This is a genomic window from Streptomyces sp. NPDC020742 (assembly GCF_040641675.1).
In the GTDB taxonomy this organism is placed as follows: domain Bacteria; phylum Actinomycetota; class Actinomycetes; order Streptomycetales; family Streptomycetaceae; genus Streptomyces.
The window spans coordinates 283,879-304,123 of the sequence record NZ_JBFAEA010000008.1; the positions used below are offsets into that span (position 1 = coordinate 283,879).

The window sequence follows — 20,245 nt, forward strand, 5'->3', positions numbered from 1 at the left end:
GGGCGGGTCCGCCGGTCGCTGACGCGTCATTGACGGGTTGTGGGCCCTACTTGACGCGATGCTGCTGGCCGGTGGCCGATTGTGGGACAGCGGTGACGCAGGGGTGCCGAGGGGCGTTGTACCCCTCCCGTGGACGACGGTGCTTGACCTTGACACTGTGGAAGGCACTCCACTGGAAGGCGTCATGTTCACCATCGGAGACTTCGCCCAGTACGGCCGGGTATCGGCCCGCATGTTGCGCCATTACGACGCGATCGGGCTGCTGCGCCCGGCCCGCACCGACCCCGTCAGCGGCTACCGCTTCTACGAGGCGGCCCAGCTCGCCCGTCTGAACCGCATCCTCGCGCTCAAGGACCTCGGATTCAGCCTCCAGCAGGTGGGGGCGATCCTGGCCGAGGAGGTGAGCGCGGAGGAGCTGCGCGGCATGCTGCGGCTGCGGCGCGCGGAGCTGGAGGCGACGATGACGGCGGCAGGGGCGCGGCTGGCACAGGTCGAGGCGAGGCTCCGGACGATCGAGAGTGAGGGACGGATGTCTGCCGACGATGTGGTGGTCAAGCGCACGGACACGGTTCTGCTCGCGGAGCTCAGCGGGATCGCCGCCAGTTACGGGCCCGAGGACATCAGCCCGGTGATCACCCCGCTCTACGCCGAGTTGTGCCGGCTGCTGAACGCCGCGGGGGTGGCCCCGGCGGGACCGGGACTGGCGTACTACGAGGACGCGACGGGCGAGGCGGCTGCGGACGGGGGCGGGGCCGTCGTCGTCCATGCGGGGCTGGTGGTCACCTCGGAGGCCCTGGCCAGGGCGGGCGCCGCCCAGTCTGACCAGGACGGTTCGGCCGGCCACCCGGTCCGGTCCGGCCAGTCCGGCCACCTCGGTCAGTCCAGCCGGCCCGGCACTCCGGGTACTCCCGGCACCCCCGTCGCGACCGGCCTCGGCTTCGACGTGGTCACCCTGCCCGGACTGGAGTGCGCGGCCACCGTGGTGCACCGGGGCCCGATGAGCCGGATCCTGCCGACCGCGCAGAACCTCGCGCACTGGATCGATGCCAACGGCTACCGCTCCGCCGGGTACGCCCGCGAGCTGTACCTGGAGTGCCCGCCGGACCAGGAGAAGTGGGTCACCGAGATCCAGGAGCCGGTGGAACGGAGCGCTTCGGACGCACGGTGACGGCTCGGCACGGCCTGCCGCCCGCCGGCCGTTGCTTGCCGCCCAAGGCTTGCCGCTCACGGTCCGCCGCCCAAGGCTTGCCGCTCACAGCCTGCCGCCCGCCGGCCGTTGCCCTGCCGCATTTTGCCCGCTGCCGATCGCCTGCTGACTGCCCGCCCGCCGCCGACGCCGCTCCCCGCCAAAGGGCCGGCGGGCCGGCGGGGGGCGGCCCGGCCGGCCCTGTACCCGCAGCGCGCCGCCTACACCTCGGCCGGATCACCGGCCGGATCACCGGCCGGATCGCCGGCCGGATCACCGCCCTGCGCCGGAGCAGCCGGGAAGCCGCCGCCCGGCCCCCCGCCCGCACCGCCGCCCGGACCTCCGCCCAGGCCGGCGGCCCTCGCCCCCGCGGCCCCCGCCCCCTCGGCGCCCGCTCCCCGCCGTACCACCGTCAGCACCAGCACCCCCGCCCCCAGAGCCACCACGCCCGAGATCAGCAGGATGTCGCGCAGCCCGGACACATACCCGGCGGCGACCGCCGCGCGGGAGGCGCCGGGCCGCACGCCGTGCAGCGCCTCGGTGAAGACGGTGCCCAGGGCCGCGATGCCCAGGGCGTAGCCCAGCTGGCGGAAGGTGTTCACCGCGCCGCTCGCCATCCCGGCCCGCTGCGCCGGCACCGCCCCGAGCGCGGCCGAGACCAGCACCGGCAGCGCGGCGCCGATGCCCAGCCCGCTCACCGCGAGCCCAGGAACCAGCGCCACCCAGTCCGAACCGGTACCGAGCAGCGCCCACTCCAGCAGCACACCGCCGCCGATCAGCAACAGGCCGCACCCGACCGGGAGTTGCGGGGCCGACCGCTGGAGCCACCGGCCGCCCAGCGCGCCCACCAGCAGCGACATCAGCGCCATCGGCGTCACCGCCAGCCCCGCCCGCACCGGGCTCAGCCCCAGCACGTTCTGCACCCACAGCCCCACGAACGTCAGATACGGGAACGCCGCCGCCTGCAGCAGCAACGCCGCCGCCATCAGGACCGCGAATGACGGCCGGCGCAGCAGCGCCAGGTCCAGCAGCGGGCGCCGCACCCGCCGTTCGACGACGACGAACACCAGCAGGGCGAGCACCGCGATCCCCAGCGCCGCGAGCGTCCCGCGCTCGGTCCAGCCCCGCTCCCCGCCGCGTATCACTCCGTACGTCAGCGCGCCCCCGCACACCGCGAAGGCCGCGGCGCCCGGCCAGTCGATCCGCGCGACGGGGGTGCCCCCGGCCGCGTTCGTCCGGGGCCGGGGGCGGTCGCCGTACGACTCACGGACCCGGCACAGCGTGATCCCCGCCGCGACGGCGGTCAGCGGCAGGTTGACCAGGAAGATCGCCCGCCAGTCCGCGTACTCGGTCAGCAACCCGCCCAGCACCGGGCCGACCGCGGCCGCCGCGCCGCTGGTGCCGCCCCAGACGCCGAACGCCACCCCACGGTCCCGGCCCTGGTAAGTGGCCATCAACAGCGGGGCGTTGGTGGCGAACATCGCCGCCGCGCCCACGCCCTGCACGGCCCTGGCCGCGATCAGGGTGCCCGCGTCCGGTGCCAGCCCGCAGGCCAGCGACGCGAGGGCGAACAGCGCCAGCCCGGTGACGTACAGCCGGCGCCGCCCGAAGAGGTCCGCCGCCGAGCCCGCGACCATCAGCAGCGCGGCGAGCGCCAGCGCGTAGATGTCCAGCACCCACTGCAGCGAGCTGAGCGAGGCGCCCAGCCCCTCGGCGATCCTGGGCAGCGCGGTGTTCACGATCGTCACATCGACCAGCAGCAGGAAGTTGCCCAGCGTCACGGCCGCCAGGGGCCACCACCTCCCGCCCGGCCCGGGCCCTGCCCCCTCCCGCCCGGGCTCCACCCCGCCCGGTGTGTCCCGCTTCCCAGGTGCACTCCGCATGACCGGTTCTCCTCCGTCGTCTCGTCTCGTCTCGTCCTGTCACGTCACGCCGCCTCACACGCGTCGTGGCGCGTCGCGACGTGTCGTGTTGTGTCACGTCGTCTCGTGTTCGGCCCCGCCCATGCCCCCCGGAGGTCCGCTGGCCCCGGAGGTCCGCTGGCCCCGGAGGTCCGCTGGCCCCGGAGAACCGCCGTACGGCCGGACCGCCGAACCCGCCGAACCCGCCGGACCCGCGTGCGGCCCTACGCTCCGTCCCCGACGCGCTGTCGTCATAGCCACCGTTCGCCCGGCGGCACAATCCGACACGGGCTAGCCTCGAACGGTGAAAACCGACGGGAAGGCCGTCCGGAACGGCGAGGGCTTCGACGCGCTCGACCGCCGGATCGCCCATGCCCTCCAGCTCGACGGCCGGGCGCCGTTCAGTCGGATCGCGGAGGTGCTCGGCGTCTCCGACCAGACCGTGGCCCGGCGCTACGGCCGCCACCGGGCTGCCGGGGCGCTCCGCGTGCTCGGACTGGCCGACGCCCGGGCGCTGGGCGAGGTCGCCTGGATGGTGCGGGTCCAGTGCGCACCGGAGGCTGCGGTCACCGTCGCCGAGGCGCTGGCCCGCCGCCCGGACACCTCCTGGGTCGGCCTGATGTCCGGCGGCACCGAGATCGCCGCGGTCTGCCGCGCGGCGAGCAGTGAGCACAGCGACGCCCTGCTGCTGCAGAAGCTGCCGCGCACCCCCAGCGTCATCGGCGTCACCGCGCACTGCCTGCTGCATGAGTTCTACGGCGGCCCCCAGGGCATGATCAGCAAGTCCGGTGCGCTGACCGACGAGGAGATCGCCCTCCTCAGCCCTCCGCCACCGTCCCCGCCACCGCCACCGCCACCGCCTCCGTCCCCGCTCCAGGACCCGGGCCCGGGCCCGGCGCCGGACATCGGCCCCGTCGTGCTCGGCGACGCCGACCGGCGGCTCTTCGACGCACTGGCCCGGGACGGCCGGACGCCGCTGGCCGAACTCGCCGCCACCACCGGCTGGTCACCCACCACCGTCCGCCGCCGGCTCGCCGAGCTGCGCGCGTCCGGGGCCCTCTACTACGACGTCGACTACGACCTGAAGAAGCTCGGGTACGGCGTGCTGGTCGCCCTCTGGCTCTCCATCGCCCCCGCCGAACTCGCCGCCGCCGGCGCGGCGTTGGCGGCACACCCGGAGGTCGCCTTCGCCGGTGCCACCACCGGGCCGAACAACCTCTTCGCCTCGGTGATGTGCCGGGACGTGGCCGCGCTCTACACCTACCTGACGACCCGGGTGGCCGCGCTGCCCGGCGTCCGGACGATGGAGAGCGCACCGCGCATCCGGCAGATCAAGGGCCCGGGACCGCTACTGACGGTCTCTCCGCCCTCTCGGCCCTCTCCGCCTTCTCGGACCTCTCCGGTCTCTCCGGGCCATCGGACCTCTCCGGTCCCTGCGGTCCCTCCGGTCTCTCCGGTCGCGGCGGGACGGCGCCGGTGATCGGGCGGGCGGCCAGGCCGTGGGAGCGCCTCCTGGAGCCGCCGGACCACGGCCGCACCCCGCTGTCCGGCCACAACCCGCTGATCTGGGTGCGGGACTGGGTGCGTTCGACGCCCGGCACCCACATCTGGCTGCTGATCATCGGCGTCACCAGCCTGGTGATCGCCTCCGCCTCCGAGGGGCTGGAGCAGTTCCTCATCCACCGCACCAGCAGCAACATCCACGAGCTGAACGAGCACCCGTTGCCGTCGCTGCTGATCAGCGGCTTCTGGATCGAGCGCCCCGGGTCGTTCCTGCTCTACGTGGTGCTGTTCGAGCTGCTGCACGCCAACGTCGAGCGCTGGGTGGGGTCCTGGCGCTGGCTGCTGACCGTCGGTGGCGCCCATGTCGCCGCCACGCTCGCCAGTCAGGAGCTCGTCCTGCTGGCCATCGAGGGGCACCGGCTGCCGCGTTCGATGACGCACGTGGTGGACATCGGCGTCTCCTACGGCCTGGCGGCGGCCGCCGGTCTGCTGACCTATCGGCTGCGACTGCCCTGGCGCTACGGCTACCTGATCGGGGTGCTGGTGCTCTTCGGCATTCCGCTGATCACCGGCGCGACCTTCACCGACTTCGGCCATGCCATCGCGCTGACCATGGGCTTCGCGGCCTGGCCGCTGACGCCGGCGGCGACCGGCGAGGAGCGGGAGACCGGCTCCCGTACGGCCCCCGACATGGACGCGGACCGGGCATCAGCCCCGGAAGACCCGGCATCGGCTCCGGAAGGCCCGGCATCGGCCCCGGAGGGCCCGGCGGAGGGGAGCGATCCCCCCTCCGCCCGGTGAACTCCCGACGAGCCTTCCACCGGAACTGCGGTGGCGCTTTCCGCCGCACCTTCCCGGTGCGCTTTCCGCCGGAACTTCCTGGTGCGCCTCCTGCCGGAACTCTGGCGCGCCTCCCGCTGAGCCTCAGACCCCGAAGAACCGTTCCAGGACGAGCGCGATGCCGTCGTCCTCGCAGGAGGCGGTGACCTCGTCGGCGACGGCCTTCAGCTCATCATGGGCGTTGGCCATCGCCACGCCGTGGGCGGCCCAGGCGAACATCGGGATGTCGTTGGGCATATCGCCGAAGGCCAGGGTGTCCTTGGCGGTGAGGCCGAGGCGACGGGCTGCCAGCGACAGCCCGGTGGCCTTCGTCAGGCCCAGCGGCAGCAGTTCGACGATGCCCGGACCCGCCACGGTCACGCCCACCAGATCCCCGGCGACCTGGCGCGCGGCGGCGGCCAGCGCATCGTCGTCCAGGGTCGGGTGCTGGAGGTAGACCTTGTTGAGCGGGGCCTTCCACAGCTCGCCCGGGTCGTCGATCAGGACGTTCGGCAGCGGGCCTTCCTGGACGCGGTAGCCCGGCCCGACCAGCACCTCGCCGTCCAGGCCGTCCCGGCTGGCCGCCAGGAACAGCGGACCGACCTCCGCCTCGATCTTGGACAGCGCCAGACCGGCCAGCTGCCGGTCGAGCGTCACCGAGGTCAGCAGGCGGTGCTCACCGGCGTGGTACACCTGGCCGCCCTGGCCGCAGACCGCGAGGCCGCGGTAGTCCAGGGCGTCGAGGATGTGCCGGGTCCACGGCACGGCCCGGCCGGTGACGACGATGTGCGCCGCGCCCGCCGCGGTGGCCGCGGCGAGCGCCCGGCGGGTGCGCTCGGAGACGGTCTCATCGGCCCGCAGCAGCGTGCCGTCGAGATCCGTGGCGATGAGCTTGTACGGCAGCGGCCCGACGGCCGCCGGAGCTGATCCGCTCACTTGGCGACGGGCTCCAGGATCTCCCGGCCGCCCAGGTAGGGACGGAGCATCTCGGGGACGCGCACGGAGCCGTCCGCCTGCTGGTGGTTCTCGAAGATCGCCACGATGGTGCGCGGGACGGCGCAGAGCGTGCCGTTGAGGGTGGCGAGCGGCTGCACCTTCTGCTTGCCGTCGACGTTCTCGCGCATCCGGACCGAGAGCCGGCGCGCCTGGAACTCATTGCAGTTCGACGCGGAGGTCAGCTCGCGGTACTTGCCCTGGGTGGGGATCCACGCCTCGCAGTCGAACTTCCGGGACGCCGAGGCGCCGAGGTCACCGGTGGCGACGTCGATCACCTGGAACGGCAGCTCCAGACCGTTCAGCCACTGCTTCTCCCACGCGAGGAGCCGCTGGTGCTCGTTCTCGGCGTCCTCCGGCGCGACGTACGAGAACATCTCGACCTTGTCGAACTGGTGGACCCGGAAGATGCCGCGGGTGTCCTTGCCGTACGTGCCGGCCTCGCGGCGGAAGCACGGGGAGAAACCGGCGTAGCGCAGCGGCAGCTTGGCCGCGTCGACGATCTCGTCCATGTGGTACGCGGCGAGCGGGACCTCGGAGGTGCCGACCAGGTAGTAGTCGTCCTTCTCCAGGTGGTAGACGTTCTCGGCGGCCTGGCCGAGGAAGCCGGTGCCCTCCATGGCGCGCGGGCGGACCAGCGCGGGGGTGAGCATCGGCGTGAAGCCGGCCTCGGTGGCCTGGGCGATGGCGGCGTTGACGAGCGCGAGCTCCAGCAGCGCGCCGATGCCCGTCAGGTAGTAGAAGCGGGAGCCGGACACCTTGGCGCCGCGCTCCACGTCGATCGCGCCGAGCAGTTCGCCGATTTCGAGGTGGTCCTTGGGCTCGAAGCCCTCGGCGGCGAAGTCGCGGTGGGTGCCGTGCTTCTCCAGGACCGTGAAGTCCTCCTCGCCGCCGACCGGAACGTCGGGGTGGACGAGGTTGCCGAGCTTCAGCAGCAGCCGCTGGGTCTCGTCCTTCGCCTCGTCCTGGGCCGCGTCGGCGGCCTTGACGGCGGCGGCGAGTTCGGAGGCCTTCTTCAGGAGTTCGGCCTTCTCGTCGCCGGAGGCCTTGGGGATGAGCTTGCCGAGCGACTTCTGCTCGGCGCGCAGCTCGTCGAAGCGGGCGCTGGACGACCTGCGCCGCTCGTCGGCGGAGAGCAGTGCGTCGACGAGCTCGACGTCCTCTCCACGGGCGCGCTGGGAGGCGCGCACACGGTCGGGGTCCTCACGGAGCAGGCGAAGGTCAATCACACCCCCAGGCTACCGGGACCGTCCGCCGCGCCTCGACGCGATATCCTCCGCCACTCCGGGATGCCCGATTTGGGGTATTTATTCCTTTCGGGGAAGGGGGGTGCGGGCCGGTCGAGCGGGGCGGTGGGGGTGTGCCGGAGGGGCGGGGGTGAGGGGAGGTGGAGCGGTGGGGGAGGTGGAGGAAGTGAGGAAGGTATAAGGGAAAGGGGGGCGGGGTGGAGTGTGGAGGAATTCCCGATGTCCGAGATGTGGCCTTTGTGATGTGCCCGCGAGGCGCGCACGCCGTGATCCACTGTGTGGACAGAGGGAGTTGAGGGGCCGACTTTTCCCCTGGCGGGCCGCGGTTGTCCACAGGTTCTGGGGGTTGCCGCATTCTTATCCACAGGCTGTGTGTGAGATCTGTGGAAGTCGGAGCTGATCATTCCGTTCCCGAAATGCTCACCTATGGATTCTTGGTCCAAACCCTGTTCACGCACTCTTTCGCGTGGGATTGCCTCGCCCTAAGGGATTGATCACGGGAATTGTGCTGACGAACATGAGGGTGGGGCGGTGTGGGAGGTCCTGGGTGGATGTGGTGTCAGTAGGGCGATATGTCGACTGTGTCCAACTCATCTGTCGACTTACCCACAGGTCGAGAACCGTGCCTGTGGATAACTTTGTGGACAACTCACAGGGCATCCCGAAGTGGCAGGTCGTGCCCGGACCGTCGCCCCGCGGGCCGGCTCAGGCGCGCCCGTCGATGCAGCGCGCCAGCCAGTCCGACGCCTCGGTGAACGCGGTGTCGGTCATCTGCTGCCGCACGGTCGGCGCCATCTCGTCCGCCCGCGGGTAGGAGCCGAGGAACCGCACCTCGCGGCAGACCCGCTTGAGGCCCATCAGCACCTCGCTGACCCGGCGGTCGGTGAGGTGCCCCTCGCAGTCCACCGAGAAGCAGTAACGGCCGATGCCCTCGCCGGTCGGGCGGGACTCGATCCGCATCATGCTGACGCCCCGGACCGCGTACTCCTGCAGCAGTTCCAGCAGCGCACCGGGGTGGTCCTCGGCCAGCCACAGCACCACCGAGGTCTTGTCCGCACCGGTGGGCGCCGCCGGCCGGGCCGGGCGGCCCACCAGGACGAAGCGGGTGGCGGCGTTCTGGGCGTCGTGGATCCCGGTGACCAGCGGGGTCAGGCCGTACGTCGCCGCCGCGAACTCGCCCGCGAACGCCCCGTCGTACCGGCCCTCCTGTACCAGCCGCGCACCGTCCGCGTTGGAGGCCGCCGACTCCCATACGGCCTCCGGGAGTTGGGCGGCCAGCCACCGGCGCACCTGGGGCTGGGCGACCGGGTGCCCGGTCACCGTCTTGACGTCGGCGAGCGTCGTCCCGGGGCGCACCAGCAGCGCGAAGGCGATCGGCAGCAGCACCTCGCGGTAGATCATCAGCGGCTCGCCGGCGGCGAGTTCGTCGAGGGTGGTGGTCACCCCGCCCTCGACGGAGTTCTCGATCGGCACCAGCGCGGCGGCGGCCTCGCCGGCGCGCACCGCGTCCAGGGCGGCCGGCACCGACACCATCGGCACCAGCTCGCGGGTCGCCGCCTCGGGCAGGCTGCGCAGCGCGGCCTCGGTGAAGGTGCCCTCGGGTCCGAGGTAGGTATAGCGGCTGGCCGACATCGTTGAGCACTCCCTCGCGGAACTGCGGGGGCACCCCGCCGATCTTCTCCCTGCCCTGCCACGATACCGAGCCGCGCGGCACGCCGGGCGGGCTTCCGACGGCCGGACGGGTACCGGGCTCGTGCGCTACCCCTCCAACAGCGGCTGGCCCACATAACCGCCCGGCTCCGCGGCCGGCGGCACCGCGAACAGCCCGCTCGCCTCGTGCCGCAGGAACGGCGACAGTGCGTCCCCGCGGTCCAGCTTCCGCTGGACCTGGGTGAAGGCGCGCAGCGGATCGGCCTGCCAGCAGACGAAGAGCAGTCCGGCGTCCGGGGCGCCGTCCTCGCGGAAGCCGTCGTGGAAGGAGAACGGGCGGCGCAGCATCGCCGCGCCCTGGTTCGACTCCGGAGCCGCGATCCGGGCGTGCGCATTGGCCGGGATGACCGGCAGCCCGTCCGGCCCGTTCGCGTCCAGTCGCATCGGGGTGGTCTCCGAGCCGCCGGTCAGCGGCGCCCCGGTGTCCTTGCGGCGCCCGATGACCCGCTCCTGCTCGTGCCGGGAGCGCTTCTCCCAGTCGTCCAGCAGCATCCGGATCCGGCGGACCACGGCGTACGAGCCGCCGCGCATCCAGGGCTGCTCGGCGTCCCGCCCCACGAAGATCCGCTCGTCGAAGTCCTTGTCCGAGGGCTTGGGGTTGTTGGTGCCGTCGACCTGGCCCATCAGATTGCGGGCGGTCATCGGGTGCGCGGTGGCGCCCGGCGAACGGTTGAAGCCGTTCATCTGCCAGCGCAGCCGGGCGCTGCCCGCCGCGTCCTTCTGCAGCGCACGCAGCGCGTGGAAGGCCACCAGCGCATCGTCGGCGCCGATCTGGATCCACAGGTCGCCGTTGCTGCGCGCGGGGTCCAGCGCGTCGTTGGAGAAGTCCGGCAGCGGATCGAGCTGCACCGGGCGCTGCTTCGTCAGGCCGGTGCGGCCGAAGAAGCTGTGGCCGAAGCCGAAGGTGACGGTCAGCGAGGACGGGCCGGCGTCCAGGGCGACCCCGGTGTCGTCGTGCGGCGCACGGCCGGCCATCAGCTCCTCGGCCGTCCGCGACCAGCGGCGCAGCAGCGCCGCGGCGGCCTTCCGGTCCGCCCCGGGGGCCAGGTCGAAGGCGACGAGGTGCCCGCTCGCCTGCAGTGGGGTGGTGATCCCCGCCTGGTGCCGGGCGCGCGCCGTCCGGAAGGCCACCTCGGTCGAGCCGAGCGTCGTCAGGGCCTTCGGGGCGTGCGGTCCGGACTCCTCCGCGGCGGCGACCCCGAGCGCGGTGCCCGCCCCGCCGACGACCAGTCCCGCAGCGCCCGCCGCGCCGACGGTGCCGAGCAGCCGGCGGCGGGAGAGCTCCACGGTGCTGGCCGCCTCGGTGGCGTCCGGGGAGGTGTCGGGCCTGGGGGCGTCGGCCGGGGTGCCCGCCGGCCGGTCGGTGCGCTTGCTCATCAGCCGATCTTCACGTTTCTGATCTCGGTGACCTGGTCGATGTCGGAGGTCCGGACGAGCAGCGAGAGCTGCCACTTTCCGGGGACCGGGAGCTGGACGCCGCTGGCGCTCCAGCGGCCGGCGCCGGTGTGCCGGGGGACGACCGGCAGCGGCCCGAGCTTCTTGGCCTTCTCGGTGAAGGACACCTTCACCTCGGGTACGTCCATGGCCTTCCCCGACGGGTCGGAGAGCCGCAGCCGCAGCTCATTGGCGCTGCCGCTGCGCCCGGGGGCGAGGTCGAGCCGGGCGGTGCCCTTGCCGTGCGGGCCGCCGGTGTCGAACGGGACGGTCAGCACCTGCGGCCGGCTGGGCGCGGCGGCCTGCCCGCCCGAGGCGGCCTTGACCGCCTCTTCGGTACGGGCCGGCTCGGTGGCGGTGAGCACCGTCGTCACCACCAGGACGACGCCGGCGACCGCGGCCTCGGCGAGGACGGACCGGCGCAGACCCAGCCGCTGCGGATCGGCGTCGCGCTGCCGCTTGGTGCGGGCGGAGCTCAACGCGGCCTGCTGGCGGGCGAGTTGGGCGGCCCGGGCGGGATCCGGGCCCTTGGTGGAGCCGTCACCGCCAGAACCGTCACCGCCAGAACCGCCAGAACCGCCAGAACCGTCGGAGCCGTCGGCGTCGGCACCGGAGATGTCGGCACCGGACGCACCGGCACTCGCGGAGCGCCCGGTGGCGGAGGCTTCGGCCGAGGCGGCCGAAGCCGCGTCGGCTCCGGCGGCACCGGAGGCGGGGGCCCCGACGGTCACCTTCGCGGGCTCCTTCGCGGGCTCGTCCGCCGTGGCCGTCCGGCTCGCCGGCACCGGCTCCGCCGCCTCCCCGGCCGCCGGGACCTCGCCCAGTCGCGCCGTCCACCGCCGTGACATCCAGGCGATCCCGACGAGCACGGCGACCAGGCCGGCCTTGAGCAGCAGCAGCTTCCCGTAGGCGGTGTCGGTCAGGGCGCCCCACGAGCCGACCTGCCGCCAGGACTGGTAGACGCCGGTGGCCACCAGGACCAGCACGGAGCCGAAGGCGATCCGGGAGAAACGGCGTACCGCGCTGCGCTCGACCGGCGGCCCCCAGTACAGGGACACCAGCAGTGCCGCCAGCCCGCCGAGCCAGGCGGCTACCGCGAGCAGGTGCAGCACATCGACGGGCATGGCGATGGCCGGCTGCAGCCCGGTCGAGGCGTGTTCGGCCATCGCCCAGGTGGCGGCGAGGCCGGTGGCGACGATCACGCCGCCGATCCCGAGCCCGAAGGTGAGCTCCTTGCGCCGCCTGGCCTCTTCCGCGGGGTCCACGGGCCCCTCGTCCGGCTCCGCGGCCGCCGCCTGCCCTTCCTCGGCTTCCGTGGCGCTGTCCGCCCCGTGCGCCGCTCCGTCCGCCGCCTCGCCCGCGCCCGCGCCCCCGGCCTCGGCCTCGGCCTCGGTCTCGTGCGCCCGCGCATACGCCCCGAAGAGCACCGCCACGAACAGCGCCGCCGCCGCGAGCAGCAGCAGCCGGGAGATCAGCGCCGCACCCGGCTTGGTGATCAGCACCTGTTGGAGCCCGGCGAGGTCGAAGACATCGGCGAGGTCGCCGGACCCGGTGTACGGGGTGCGCAGCAGCAGCATCGCGACGGTGGCGCCGGTCAGCACCGCCCAGCCCTGGACGACCAGTCGCTGCACCGACCGGACCAGTGACGCGGCCGGCCGGCAGGCCACCACGAAGGCCGCGCCGCCGGCCAGCAGCACGAACCCGAGGTACGCCAGGGCGCGGGCGATGCCGTACAGCACGCCCACCGGACCGCCGCCGGCCTCCTGCTGGGGCATCGCGGCGGTGGTCTTGGAGGGGGCGCCGACCGAGAAGGTGAAGGCACCGGAGACCGGGTGGCTGTCGGCGGAGACCGCCTGCCAGGCGACGGTGTACGTCCCGTCGCCCAGGCCGGGCGGCAGTCCCATGCCGTACTTGACGGTGCTGCCGCTGCTCAGGTTGCGCAGCTTGCCGCGGTTCACCCGCTTCCCCTTCGGGTCCAGGACCCGGACGGAGTCGTCGCCCATGGCGACGCCTTCGGAGAAGGTGAGCGTCACCTGCTCGGGTGCGCGGTCGACCACCGAGCCCTGTGCCGGTGTGCTGCCGGTCAGCGCGGCGTGCGCGGACGCCGGGACCGCGCCGCCGAACAGCGCGCCGGCCAGCGCCACCGCGACGACCAGCATCCGCAGGGCGGCGGACCGTCGCGGCCGTGGCCGTGGCCCGGTGGTGACCATAGTGATCGCTCCCCTCACTGCCGTTGCTCCCACTGCCGTAGCACCAACCGCCGTTGCCGCTGGTGCTGCCGTTCCTTCTTCGGACGCCTTCTTCGGACGCTTCGTCGGGTGACGCCTTCGGTGCGTCACCCGACGGGTCTACTTCTTCGGTGCGTAATCGGCGGCCTTGACCGGGACCTGCACCGTGAGCGGCGCCGAGGTGGCGAAGTGCAGCTGGATGCTGACCTTCTCGCCCTCGGCCGGCTTCTTCTTCAGGCCCATGAACATCAGGTGGTTGCCGCCGCGGGCCAGGTCGAGGCTGCCGTTCGCCGGTATCGCCAGGGAGTTGACCTGCTCCATCTTGGTGCCGACCGTCTTGTGCATCGAGATGTCCTTGGCCAGGTCGCTGGTGACCGAGGTGAGCTTGTCGGCGCCGCCGCTGTTGCGGACAGTGAAGAAGGCGCCCGCCATCTGGTCGGTGATCGGCTGCGGCATGTACGCGCCGTCGACGGTGAGCTTCGGCGCGGTGTCGGTGCCGCCGCCGCAGCCCGCCAGGGCGAGCCCGGCGGTGAGGGCGAGGGCGGCGGCGAGGGCGGTGCGGCGGGTCACGGGTTCTGCCCCTTGATGATCTTCGGGATCGCGGCGGTGTAGTTGCCGGAGGTCGCCTCCTGCATGCCCATCCAGTGGATCTTGTCGTCCTTGGGGGAGCTCAGCAGGACCTGCGCGCCATGGGTGGAGACGACATCGCCGTTCTTCTTCTTGACCGGCTTCTCGATCCCGATGTTCACGCTGCGCGCACCGGACTGGATGGCGTCGAACGACCCGGTCAGCCCGACGAAGTCCTTGTTGATGCCGCCGAGCCACTTCTTCAGCGCGGCCGGGGTGTCGCGCTCCGGGTCGGAGGTCACGAACACCACCCGCAGGTCCTTCTGCTCGGCCTTGGGCAGCTGCTTCACCGCGACGGCGATGTTGGCCATCGTCAGCGGGCAGACGTCCGGGCAGTTGGTGTAGCCGAAGTAGATGAGCGTCGGGTGGCCCTTGGTCCGCTCCATCAGGTCGTACTTCTTGCCGTCGGAGTCGGTCAGGACCAGGTCCGGCTTGGGCAGCGGATTGTCCAGCGTGACGATCGGCTTGGCCGCGGTGCCGCCGGAGACCTCGGCGACGGGCTTGTTCGCGTCGCCGCCGTCGCAGGCGGTCAGGCTGAGGGCCGCGGCCGCTGCGAGGGCCACGGAGGTGAGCAGGGTTCTTCTACGCATTGCGGATCTATCCCATGTGGTCTGGATGTCCCGGTCCGTGGGGCCGCTGCCGGGGTGGTGTCCCGCGGAGCGGGCCCCGGGTTCCGGGAGGGGTGATGCCGGGCCGGCGCGGGACGGCGCGCCGGCCCCACGGTGGTCAGGCGCTCTTGCGGCGACCGGCGAACACGCCGAAGCCGATGCCGATGACGCCGACGCCGATGCCGATGCCGCCCAGCAGACGCGCCGTGGTGTCACCGGTGGACGCCTCGGCGGCGGCCGGCCGGGTCCGGTCGCCGCCCTTGTCGTCGTCGGCCGCCGCACCGGAGGCGCCGTGTCCGTCACCCTCGGCCGCGGTGAGCTTGAGCATCGGCGCCGGGTTCTCCGGCTCCGGGGCGCCCTCCTTCGTCGGCTCGATCCAGCGCACGACCTCCTTGTCGTCGTACGTCTGGAGCGCCTTGAAGACGAGCTGGTCGGCGTCCTTGGGCAGCTGGCCGACGGAGAGCGGGAACTGCTGGAACTGGCCGGCCTCGATGCCCTTGTCCTCGGCGGTCCAGGTGATCTTCGAGGGCGCTTCGGTGATCTTCTCGCCCTCCATCTCGATCGGCTTGGGGAGCTTGGACTTGGTGACCGACACCTTCCAGCCGGGCACCGGCTGCGCCATGACGGACGCCAGCGGGTGGTCGGTCGGCAGAGTGAGTTCGAGCTTCACGGTGGAGGCGTCGTCCCGCTCGTTAGGCACCTTGAGGTTGATGGTCGCGAAGCCGCCCTTGGGCGCCGCTTCCGGCTGCACGCTGACGTGGGCGAAGGCCGGACCGGCGAGCAGCAGCACGCTGCCGGCCGCGACCCCGCCGATGAGCGACAGCCGCGAGAGCTTCGACACTTTCGAAGCCTTCGACGCCGACTGAACGGGCTGCGCGGATGTCGCGGAATCTGACATAACGGACATGAGAACAGTGCTCCAGGAAGGAGAGGACGGGTGACGTGAGGTGGCGCGCACGCGGCAACGGCGCGCGAGCCCGTACCCTCCCCCACGCCTTGAGGGCATGGGAGGTGCCTCCATGGGAGAGCCGTGCTTCGCGTGACGTCAGGCCGCGAGGGCGAGGGAGGGCGGCCCTCGCCTGATCACACTGTGGTGGAGTGCGGGGGTTTGCGGGCCAGGTTTGTCATCCCCGTACGAAACGCAGGCGCGCCGTGCCTTCTCGTGCGCCGCGCCCAGGCCTGCGAGCAGGGCACCCACCAGGGCGATCGCCCCGCGCACCGCACCGACCAGCGCGTACACGGTGAGCTCGTACGCCGCGGGGGCGGACAGTCGCACCAGCCGCCACAGCGCCGCCTCGCCCCGTCGGAGCAGCCAGCCGAGCGCGAGCGCGGCCAGCAGGTGTCCCAGCACCATGGGCAGTGACGGCGGCAGGCAGTCCGCCATCGCCGGGCCGGTGGCCGCACGGTGTCCGGCCGGTGCGATCAGCCCGGCGGCCGAGGCGGCGTCGAAGCCGCCGCCCGAGCCGAGCAGTCGGCGCGCCTGGTCGCCGTCCAGGCGACCGGCGCCGAGGCCGCACATCACATGCCGGGCGAGCGAGACCGCGGCGCCGTCGGAGAGCCCGCCGGCTCCGCCGGGGTGCCCCGGCGCGGCGGGCATCGTCGTCACGGGCGGGGCCGTCATCTGCTGGCCACAGGAGAAGAGGGTGTGGAGGGCGAGCTGGCCCAGGGCGAGCGCCGCCGTGATGCCGGGCAGCGAGCGCTCCCGGCCGGCCAGCGGCGCGGCGACCGCGAACACCGCCGCGGCGGCCACCCCCAGCGTCCACAGCGGAACCGCCGAGCGGGCCGCGAGCATGTGCCCTGCCGCGGACAGCGCAACACAGACCGCGGTGAAGACCGCGGCCCTCAGCAGCCGCAGATCAGCGGCCGCGCGCACGGTACGGACGGGCGGGGCAGACATGGCCGCGCCATCATCCCACTGCCCCCGGCCGCCGCCCACGGCAGGGCGGGGGCAGGGGGCGCCTCCCGGGGTGTCAAGGGCGGCAGGCAGGGCGCGCGACGGCGCATGCGCGGCGCTCCGCCTACACCGATGCGCTCAGTCTTCGCATCCGCCGAATGGGCGGTATCACGTCCCGGACACGCTTACGGACCTTGGGGCACGGCAATAGGTATCGATATGTCGAGCCGCGGCCAGGAGGCTGGAGCGATGAGCATCTGGTGGTCACTCCACTTGCGGCGCGAGGCGGCGAGCGTGCCGCTCGCCCGTCGCTTGCTGCTGGGCACGATGGAGACGGCGGGCGTCGACCCGGACATCTGTTACGACCTGTCGGTGGCGCTCTCCGAGGCCTGCGCGAACGCCGTCGAACACGGCGGCGACGCCACCACCGAGGACTACCGCGTCACGGCCTTCATCGACGGCGACACCTGCCGGATCGAGGTCACCGACTCCGGCCCGGGCTTCGACGGCGCCAACGCCGCGCCCCCCGCCCCGCCCCATACCGCCGCCGACCGCACCCTCGCGCCGGCCCCCGTGCCCACCCCCGCGCAGGCCCCCGCAGACGCGGAGGAAGGCCGGGGGCTCTTTCTGATCGAGGCCCTGACCGACCACGTCCGCTACCGCAACCGCACCGGCCGCCCCGGTGCGGTCGTCAGCTTCGACAAGATCCTCAAGTGGCGCGACGACGCACCGCTGCCGATGGCGTCGTGACCACCGGCCGCCGCGCCGGCCGCCGTGCCGTTCGCCGTGCCGGCCGCCGTCCCGTCCGCCGGAACGACGTCGGACGAACCCCGTTCCGGCACGGCTGAAAACGCCGAAAGAGGGCTTCACCACCGCTCAACTGGGTAAAATTCTCAGAGGTGTTGAGAAGACTCGACGAGGCGGGGGCCGACGCATGAGCAGTACGTCATCGCATCATCCGGAGGGCGCGGCGGGTGGAGCGCCCGATTCCGGTACACCGCGGCAGAGCCGGCCGAGCGGGCAGCCGAAGGACCGCGGGACGGCGGGTGCGCAGCGCCGCACAGCCGCGATGAGCAGCTCGGCGAAGCGAAGCACATCCGCATCGGGGCGCCCCAAGGGGAAGCGGATCGCCCTCAAGCCGCCTGCCCCCGGACCGCTGCCCGAGGGGGACCGCCGGCACGGCGAGGGGCCGCCCGACCCGCTCGACGCGTTGCGGAAGAGGATCGACCGGGGCGAGGAGATCGCCACACCCGGACGGAGCCGGGACAGCGGAGACCGGGACCTCCACGACGAGGAGTGGCGCCCCCACGACAACAGCGGTCCGTACGGCCAGCGACGGCGCCGTCGGAACTGATCAGGTCGGCACCGTAGGAACCGATCGAGTTCCGCCCCCGGCACCCGCCGGCCGGCACATCGGTGGTCGGCCTCACGGGGACTGTGCCGCCTGCCGGGCGCGGAACCGGCGTACGGCGTCGCGGTTCGCGCAGGCGTGGGAGCAGTAGCGCTGCCGCCCGCCCCGGGTGAAGTCGCCGTACGCCAGGCCGCATTCGGGCAGGGCGCAGCGGCCGAGGCGGTCCATGCCGCGCCCGGTCAGGTGCAGGGCGGTGCCCACGCTGACCACCGCCCGCACCACACCGGCCAGGCTCAGGCCGTCGGCGCGGTAGTGGATGTGCCAGCCGCCGTCGGCGTGGTCGGTCAGCCGGGGGTGCTCCGACGAGGTCGTCAGCAGTTCGTTGAGCAGGGCGGCCCGCCGCTCGGGGGTGTCGGCGTCGACCACCGCGAGCCAGCGCGGGATGAAGTCCAGGATCTCCGCCAGGTCCTCGTCGCCCACCGGGCGGTCGACCGCCATGCCCGCGTCGACACAGCGCTCGGTGAACTCCTCGGGGGAGGACGGCGGGCGGGCCGCGAGGTCCAGGATGAGCCGTACGGGATCTTCTCCGTAAGGGTTCTGCTGCATAAGGGCATTACACCAGCATGGTTCCGGAAGCCTCCAGCCTCCGGAAGGAAACACCTCCATGCGCACCTGGCTGCCGTTGGTCGCCACCTGCTCGGGCACGTTCATGCTGCTCGTCTACTCCACGATCGTGACGGTGGCGCTCCCCAGCATGGCCCGGGACCTGCACGCGAGCTTCGGCTCGCTGCAGTGGATCGTCGACGTCTACACCCTCGCCCTCGCGGGGCTGTTACTCGGAATGGGATCGCTCGGCGACAACCTGGGGCGCAAACGCCTCTACCTGGCCGGCCTGGCGACCTTCGGCGCCGCCACGCTCGTCTGCGGACTGGCCGGCGAGGTCACCGTGCTGATCGCCGCGCGGGCGGTACAGGGCGTGGCCGGTGCCGCGATGTTCTCGACCCTGCTGCCGCTGATCGGGCTCACCTACACCGGGCGCGACAAGGGCGTGGCCTTCGCCGTCTGGGGCGCGGTCGCCGGTGCGGCCGCCGGTATCGGCAATGTCGCGGGCGGGATCCTGACGCAGTTCCTGTCCTGGCAGTGGATCTTCTTGGGTGGGGTGCCGCTCTGCGTGCTCACGGTGGCGCTGTCCGCGGTGGTGCTGATCGACGACACCAGCACCTCGACCCGCATCGACTACCTGGGCATCGCCACCTTCACCCTGGCCGCGATCGGCCTCACCTTCGGCATCATCCGCGGCGGCGAGCAGGGGTGGGGGGCCACCTCGGCGGTGCTCGGCTTCGCCGTCGGCGCGGTGATGCTCCTCGCGTTCGTCCTCGTCGAGCGGTCCGGCAACAACCCGATGATCTCGCTGTCCCTGTTCCGCAAGCGGGAGTTCAACGGAACGCTGGTCGCGGCCATGGGCTACTACCTGGCCGGCTTCGGGGCGCTGCCGGTCATGTCCCTCTGGCTACAGGACGGCGTGGGGCTCACCTCGCTGCCCACGGCCCTGGTCATCACCGTGCAGCCGGTGGCGTTCTTCGCCACCTCCGCCGTGGTCGGCAGCGCACTGCACCGGCTCCCCTCGCACTGGACGCTCGGCGGCGGCACGGTGGCCGTGGGGGTGGGCGACGTCCTGATGCTGACGGTCGATGCGGGCTCGTCCTGGTCGGCGCTGGTACCGGGACTGATCATCACCGGCATCGGCGCGGGCATCGTCTCGCCCGTGCTGCCCGCCCTCGCGATGTCCGCCGCGCCCGCCTCGCAGAGCGGGGTCGCCGCCGCCGCGGCCAACTGCGCCCGCCAACTCGGCCTGGCACTGGGCATCGCCGTACTCGGCTCCGTGTTCCACCGGTTCTCCTCCGGCGGGCGGGGCGCCGACCTGCCTGCGCAGTACGCCGACGGGCTGTCCGCGGTGTTCGGCGTCGCCGCCGCGGTCGGGCTGGGCAGCGGACTGCTGGCGCTGTGGCTGCTCAAGGCCCGGCGCCCCGCCACCCGGCCGCACCCCGCCTGACCCGGCCGCCGTTCACCCGCAGTGGGCGATGCCGGCGGCGGCGGGGCGGGGTTGTCTTGAGGAGGCACCGGCGGAGCCTGCGGGTCCGCCCTGCGGGTGTGGCGACCGGCGCTCCGGCCGAACCCCGTGCCGCGGCACGGAACCGACAGGAGACAGCGATGAGCGGTTATGTGAACCTCGCCTACGACTACCCGGTCCTCGGCGCCTTCTGGACAGCCATGTGGGTCTTCCTGTGGGTCCTGTGGATCGTCCTGCTGTTCAAGATCATCGTCGATATCTTCCGGGATGACACCCTGGGCGGCTGGGGCAAGACGGGGTGGCTCGTCTTTGTGATCGTGCTGCCGTTCCTCGGCGTCTTCATCTACGTCCTCGCCCGCGGCAAGGGGATGGGCCAGCGCGAGGCCGAGCACGCCAGGTCCCAGCAGCAGGCGCTCGATGCGTACATCCGCGAGGCGGCCGGCACCGGTGGTGCGCCGACCGCGGCCGACCAGTTGGCCAAGCTCTCGGAGGTCCGCGCCAAGGGCGACATCACCGAGGAGGAGTTCCAGCGGGCCAAGGAGAAGATCCTCCACTGACCGGGCATCCGCCGTGGGGGGGGGGCCCGGCGCGGGGGGCGCCCCCGCGGGGGGCGGGGGGGGGTGGTGGGGGGCGGGGGGGGGGGCCGCGGGCGGCGGGGGGGGGGGGGGGACCC

Annotated in this window: 18 protein-coding genes; 7 read left to right on the forward strand and 11 right to left on the reverse strand. The window is 72.9% G+C overall.

Annotation, left to right across the window (positions count from 1 at the left end):
* Positions 1 to 184: 184 nt before the first annotated feature.
* On the forward strand, positions 185 to 1,168 hold the full coding sequence (locus AB0G84_RS17535; RefSeq protein ID WP_361321016.1) for a MerR family transcriptional regulator: 984 nt from the start codon (positions 185 to 187) through the stop codon (positions 1,166 to 1,168).
* A gap of 239 nt (positions 1,169 to 1,407) precedes the next feature.
* Here AB0G84_RS17535 and AB0G84_RS17540 read toward each other — a convergent pair whose 3' ends face one another.
* On the reverse strand, positions 1,408 to 3,069 hold the full coding sequence (locus AB0G84_RS17540) for an MFS transporter (RefSeq protein ID WP_361321018.1): 1,662 nt from the start codon (positions 3,067 to 3,069) through the stop codon (positions 1,408 to 1,410).
* A 322-nt stretch (positions 3,070 to 3,391) separates the two neighbouring features.
* Here AB0G84_RS17540 and AB0G84_RS17545 point away from each other — a divergent pair, with 322 nt between their 5' ends.
* Entirely contained in the window at positions 3,392 to 4,567 is a 1,176-nt protein-coding gene (locus tag AB0G84_RS17545) for an Lrp/AsnC family transcriptional regulator (RefSeq protein WP_361321020.1), read from the forward strand.
* 32 nt (positions 4,568 to 4,599) lie between these two features.
* Complete coding sequence (locus AB0G84_RS17550; protein WP_361321076.1) at positions 4,600 to 5,391, forward strand: rhomboid-like protein; 792 nt, start codon at positions 4,600 to 4,602, stop codon at positions 5,389 to 5,391.
* Positions 5,392 to 5,514: 123 nt separating this feature from the next.
* Here the strand turns inward: AB0G84_RS17550 and AB0G84_RS17555 are convergent, their stop codons facing one another.
* From AB0G84_RS17555 to AB0G84_RS17595, 9 genes are all read right to left on the reverse strand, one after another.
* Entirely contained in the window at positions 5,515 to 6,345 is an 831-nt protein-coding gene (locus AB0G84_RS17555; protein WP_361321022.1) for an HAD family hydrolase, read from the reverse strand.
* Complete coding sequence (serS, locus tag AB0G84_RS17560) at positions 6,342 to 7,631, reverse strand: serine--tRNA ligase (RefSeq protein WP_361321024.1); 1,290 nt, start codon at positions 7,629 to 7,631, stop codon at positions 6,342 to 6,344. The genes AB0G84_RS17555 and serS overlap by 4 nt, the downstream gene beginning before the upstream one ends.
* 723 nt (positions 7,632 to 8,354) lie before the next feature.
* Positions 8,355 to 9,281 carry a prephenate dehydratase gene (gene pheA / locus AB0G84_RS17565; protein WP_361321026.1) on the reverse strand — a complete coding sequence of 309 codons (927 nt, stop codon included), beginning with the start codon at positions 9,279 to 9,281 and terminating at the stop codon, positions 8,355 to 8,357.
* 126 nt (positions 9,282 to 9,407) lie between these two features.
* Positions 9,408 to 10,736, reverse strand: a complete 1,329-nt coding sequence (efeB, locus tag AB0G84_RS17570; RefSeq protein WP_361321027.1) for an iron uptake transporter deferrochelatase/peroxidase subunit — start codon at positions 10,734 to 10,736, stop codon at positions 9,408 to 9,410.
* A complete protein-coding gene (locus tag AB0G84_RS17575; protein ID WP_361321029.1) occupies positions 10,736 to 13,003 on the reverse strand; it encodes a copper resistance protein CopC in 2,268 nt (755 codons plus the stop codon). The genes efeB and AB0G84_RS17575 overlap by 1 nt, the downstream gene beginning before the upstream one ends.
* Before the next feature lie 138 nt (positions 13,004 to 13,141).
* The gene (locus AB0G84_RS17580) at positions 13,142 to 13,591 is read right to left on the reverse strand and encodes a copper chaperone PCu(A)C (RefSeq protein WP_361321031.1); all 450 of its coding nucleotides are present in this window, start codon (positions 13,589 to 13,591) and stop codon (positions 13,142 to 13,144) included.
* The gene (locus tag AB0G84_RS17585) at positions 13,588 to 14,238 is read right to left on the reverse strand and encodes an SCO family protein (RefSeq protein WP_361321033.1); all 651 of its coding nucleotides are present in this window, start codon (positions 14,236 to 14,238) and stop codon (positions 13,588 to 13,590) included. Before AB0G84_RS17585 ends, AB0G84_RS17580 begins: the two co-directional genes overlap by 4 nt.
* Positions 14,239 to 14,374: 136 nt before the next feature.
* Entirely contained in the window at positions 14,375 to 15,154 is a 780-nt protein-coding gene (locus AB0G84_RS17590) for a YcnI family protein (protein WP_361321035.1), read from the reverse strand.
* A 147-nt stretch (positions 15,155 to 15,301) separates the two neighbouring features.
* Positions 15,302 to 16,153 carry a hypothetical protein gene (locus AB0G84_RS17595; protein ID WP_361321037.1) on the reverse strand — a complete coding sequence of 284 codons (852 nt, stop codon included), beginning with the start codon at positions 16,151 to 16,153 and terminating at the stop codon, positions 15,302 to 15,304.
* A gap of 246 nt (positions 16,154 to 16,399) precedes the next feature.
* Between AB0G84_RS17595 and AB0G84_RS17600 the strand changes: the two genes are divergently transcribed.
* The gene (locus AB0G84_RS17600) at positions 16,400 to 16,900 is read left to right on the forward strand and encodes an ATP-binding protein (protein ID WP_361321039.1); all 501 of its coding nucleotides are present in this window, start codon (positions 16,400 to 16,402) and stop codon (positions 16,898 to 16,900) included.
* A gap of 319 nt (positions 16,901 to 17,219) precedes the next feature.
* The gene (locus tag AB0G84_RS17605) at positions 17,220 to 17,504 is read left to right on the forward strand and encodes a hypothetical protein (RefSeq protein ID WP_361321041.1); all 285 of its coding nucleotides are present in this window, start codon (positions 17,220 to 17,222) and stop codon (positions 17,502 to 17,504) included.
* 72 nt (positions 17,505 to 17,576) lie between these two features.
* On the opposite strand, the gene AB0G84_RS17610 is transcribed toward AB0G84_RS17605, so the two are convergent.
* Entirely contained in the window at positions 17,577 to 18,107 is a 531-nt protein-coding gene (locus AB0G84_RS17610; protein WP_361321043.1) for a CGNR zinc finger domain-containing protein, read from the reverse strand.
* A 58-nt stretch (positions 18,108 to 18,165) separates the two neighbouring features.
* Here AB0G84_RS17610 and AB0G84_RS17615 point away from each other — a divergent pair, with 58 nt between their 5' ends.
* A complete protein-coding gene (locus AB0G84_RS17615) occupies positions 18,166 to 19,554 on the forward strand; it encodes an MFS transporter (protein ID WP_361321045.1) in 1,389 nt (462 codons plus the stop codon).
* Between the two features lie 158 nt (positions 19,555 to 19,712).
* On the forward strand, positions 19,713 to 20,129 hold the full coding sequence (locus tag AB0G84_RS17620) for an SHOCT domain-containing protein (protein ID WP_361321047.1): 417 nt from the start codon (positions 19,713 to 19,715) through the stop codon (positions 20,127 to 20,129).
* Positions 20,130 to 20,245: the final 116 nt, after the last annotated feature.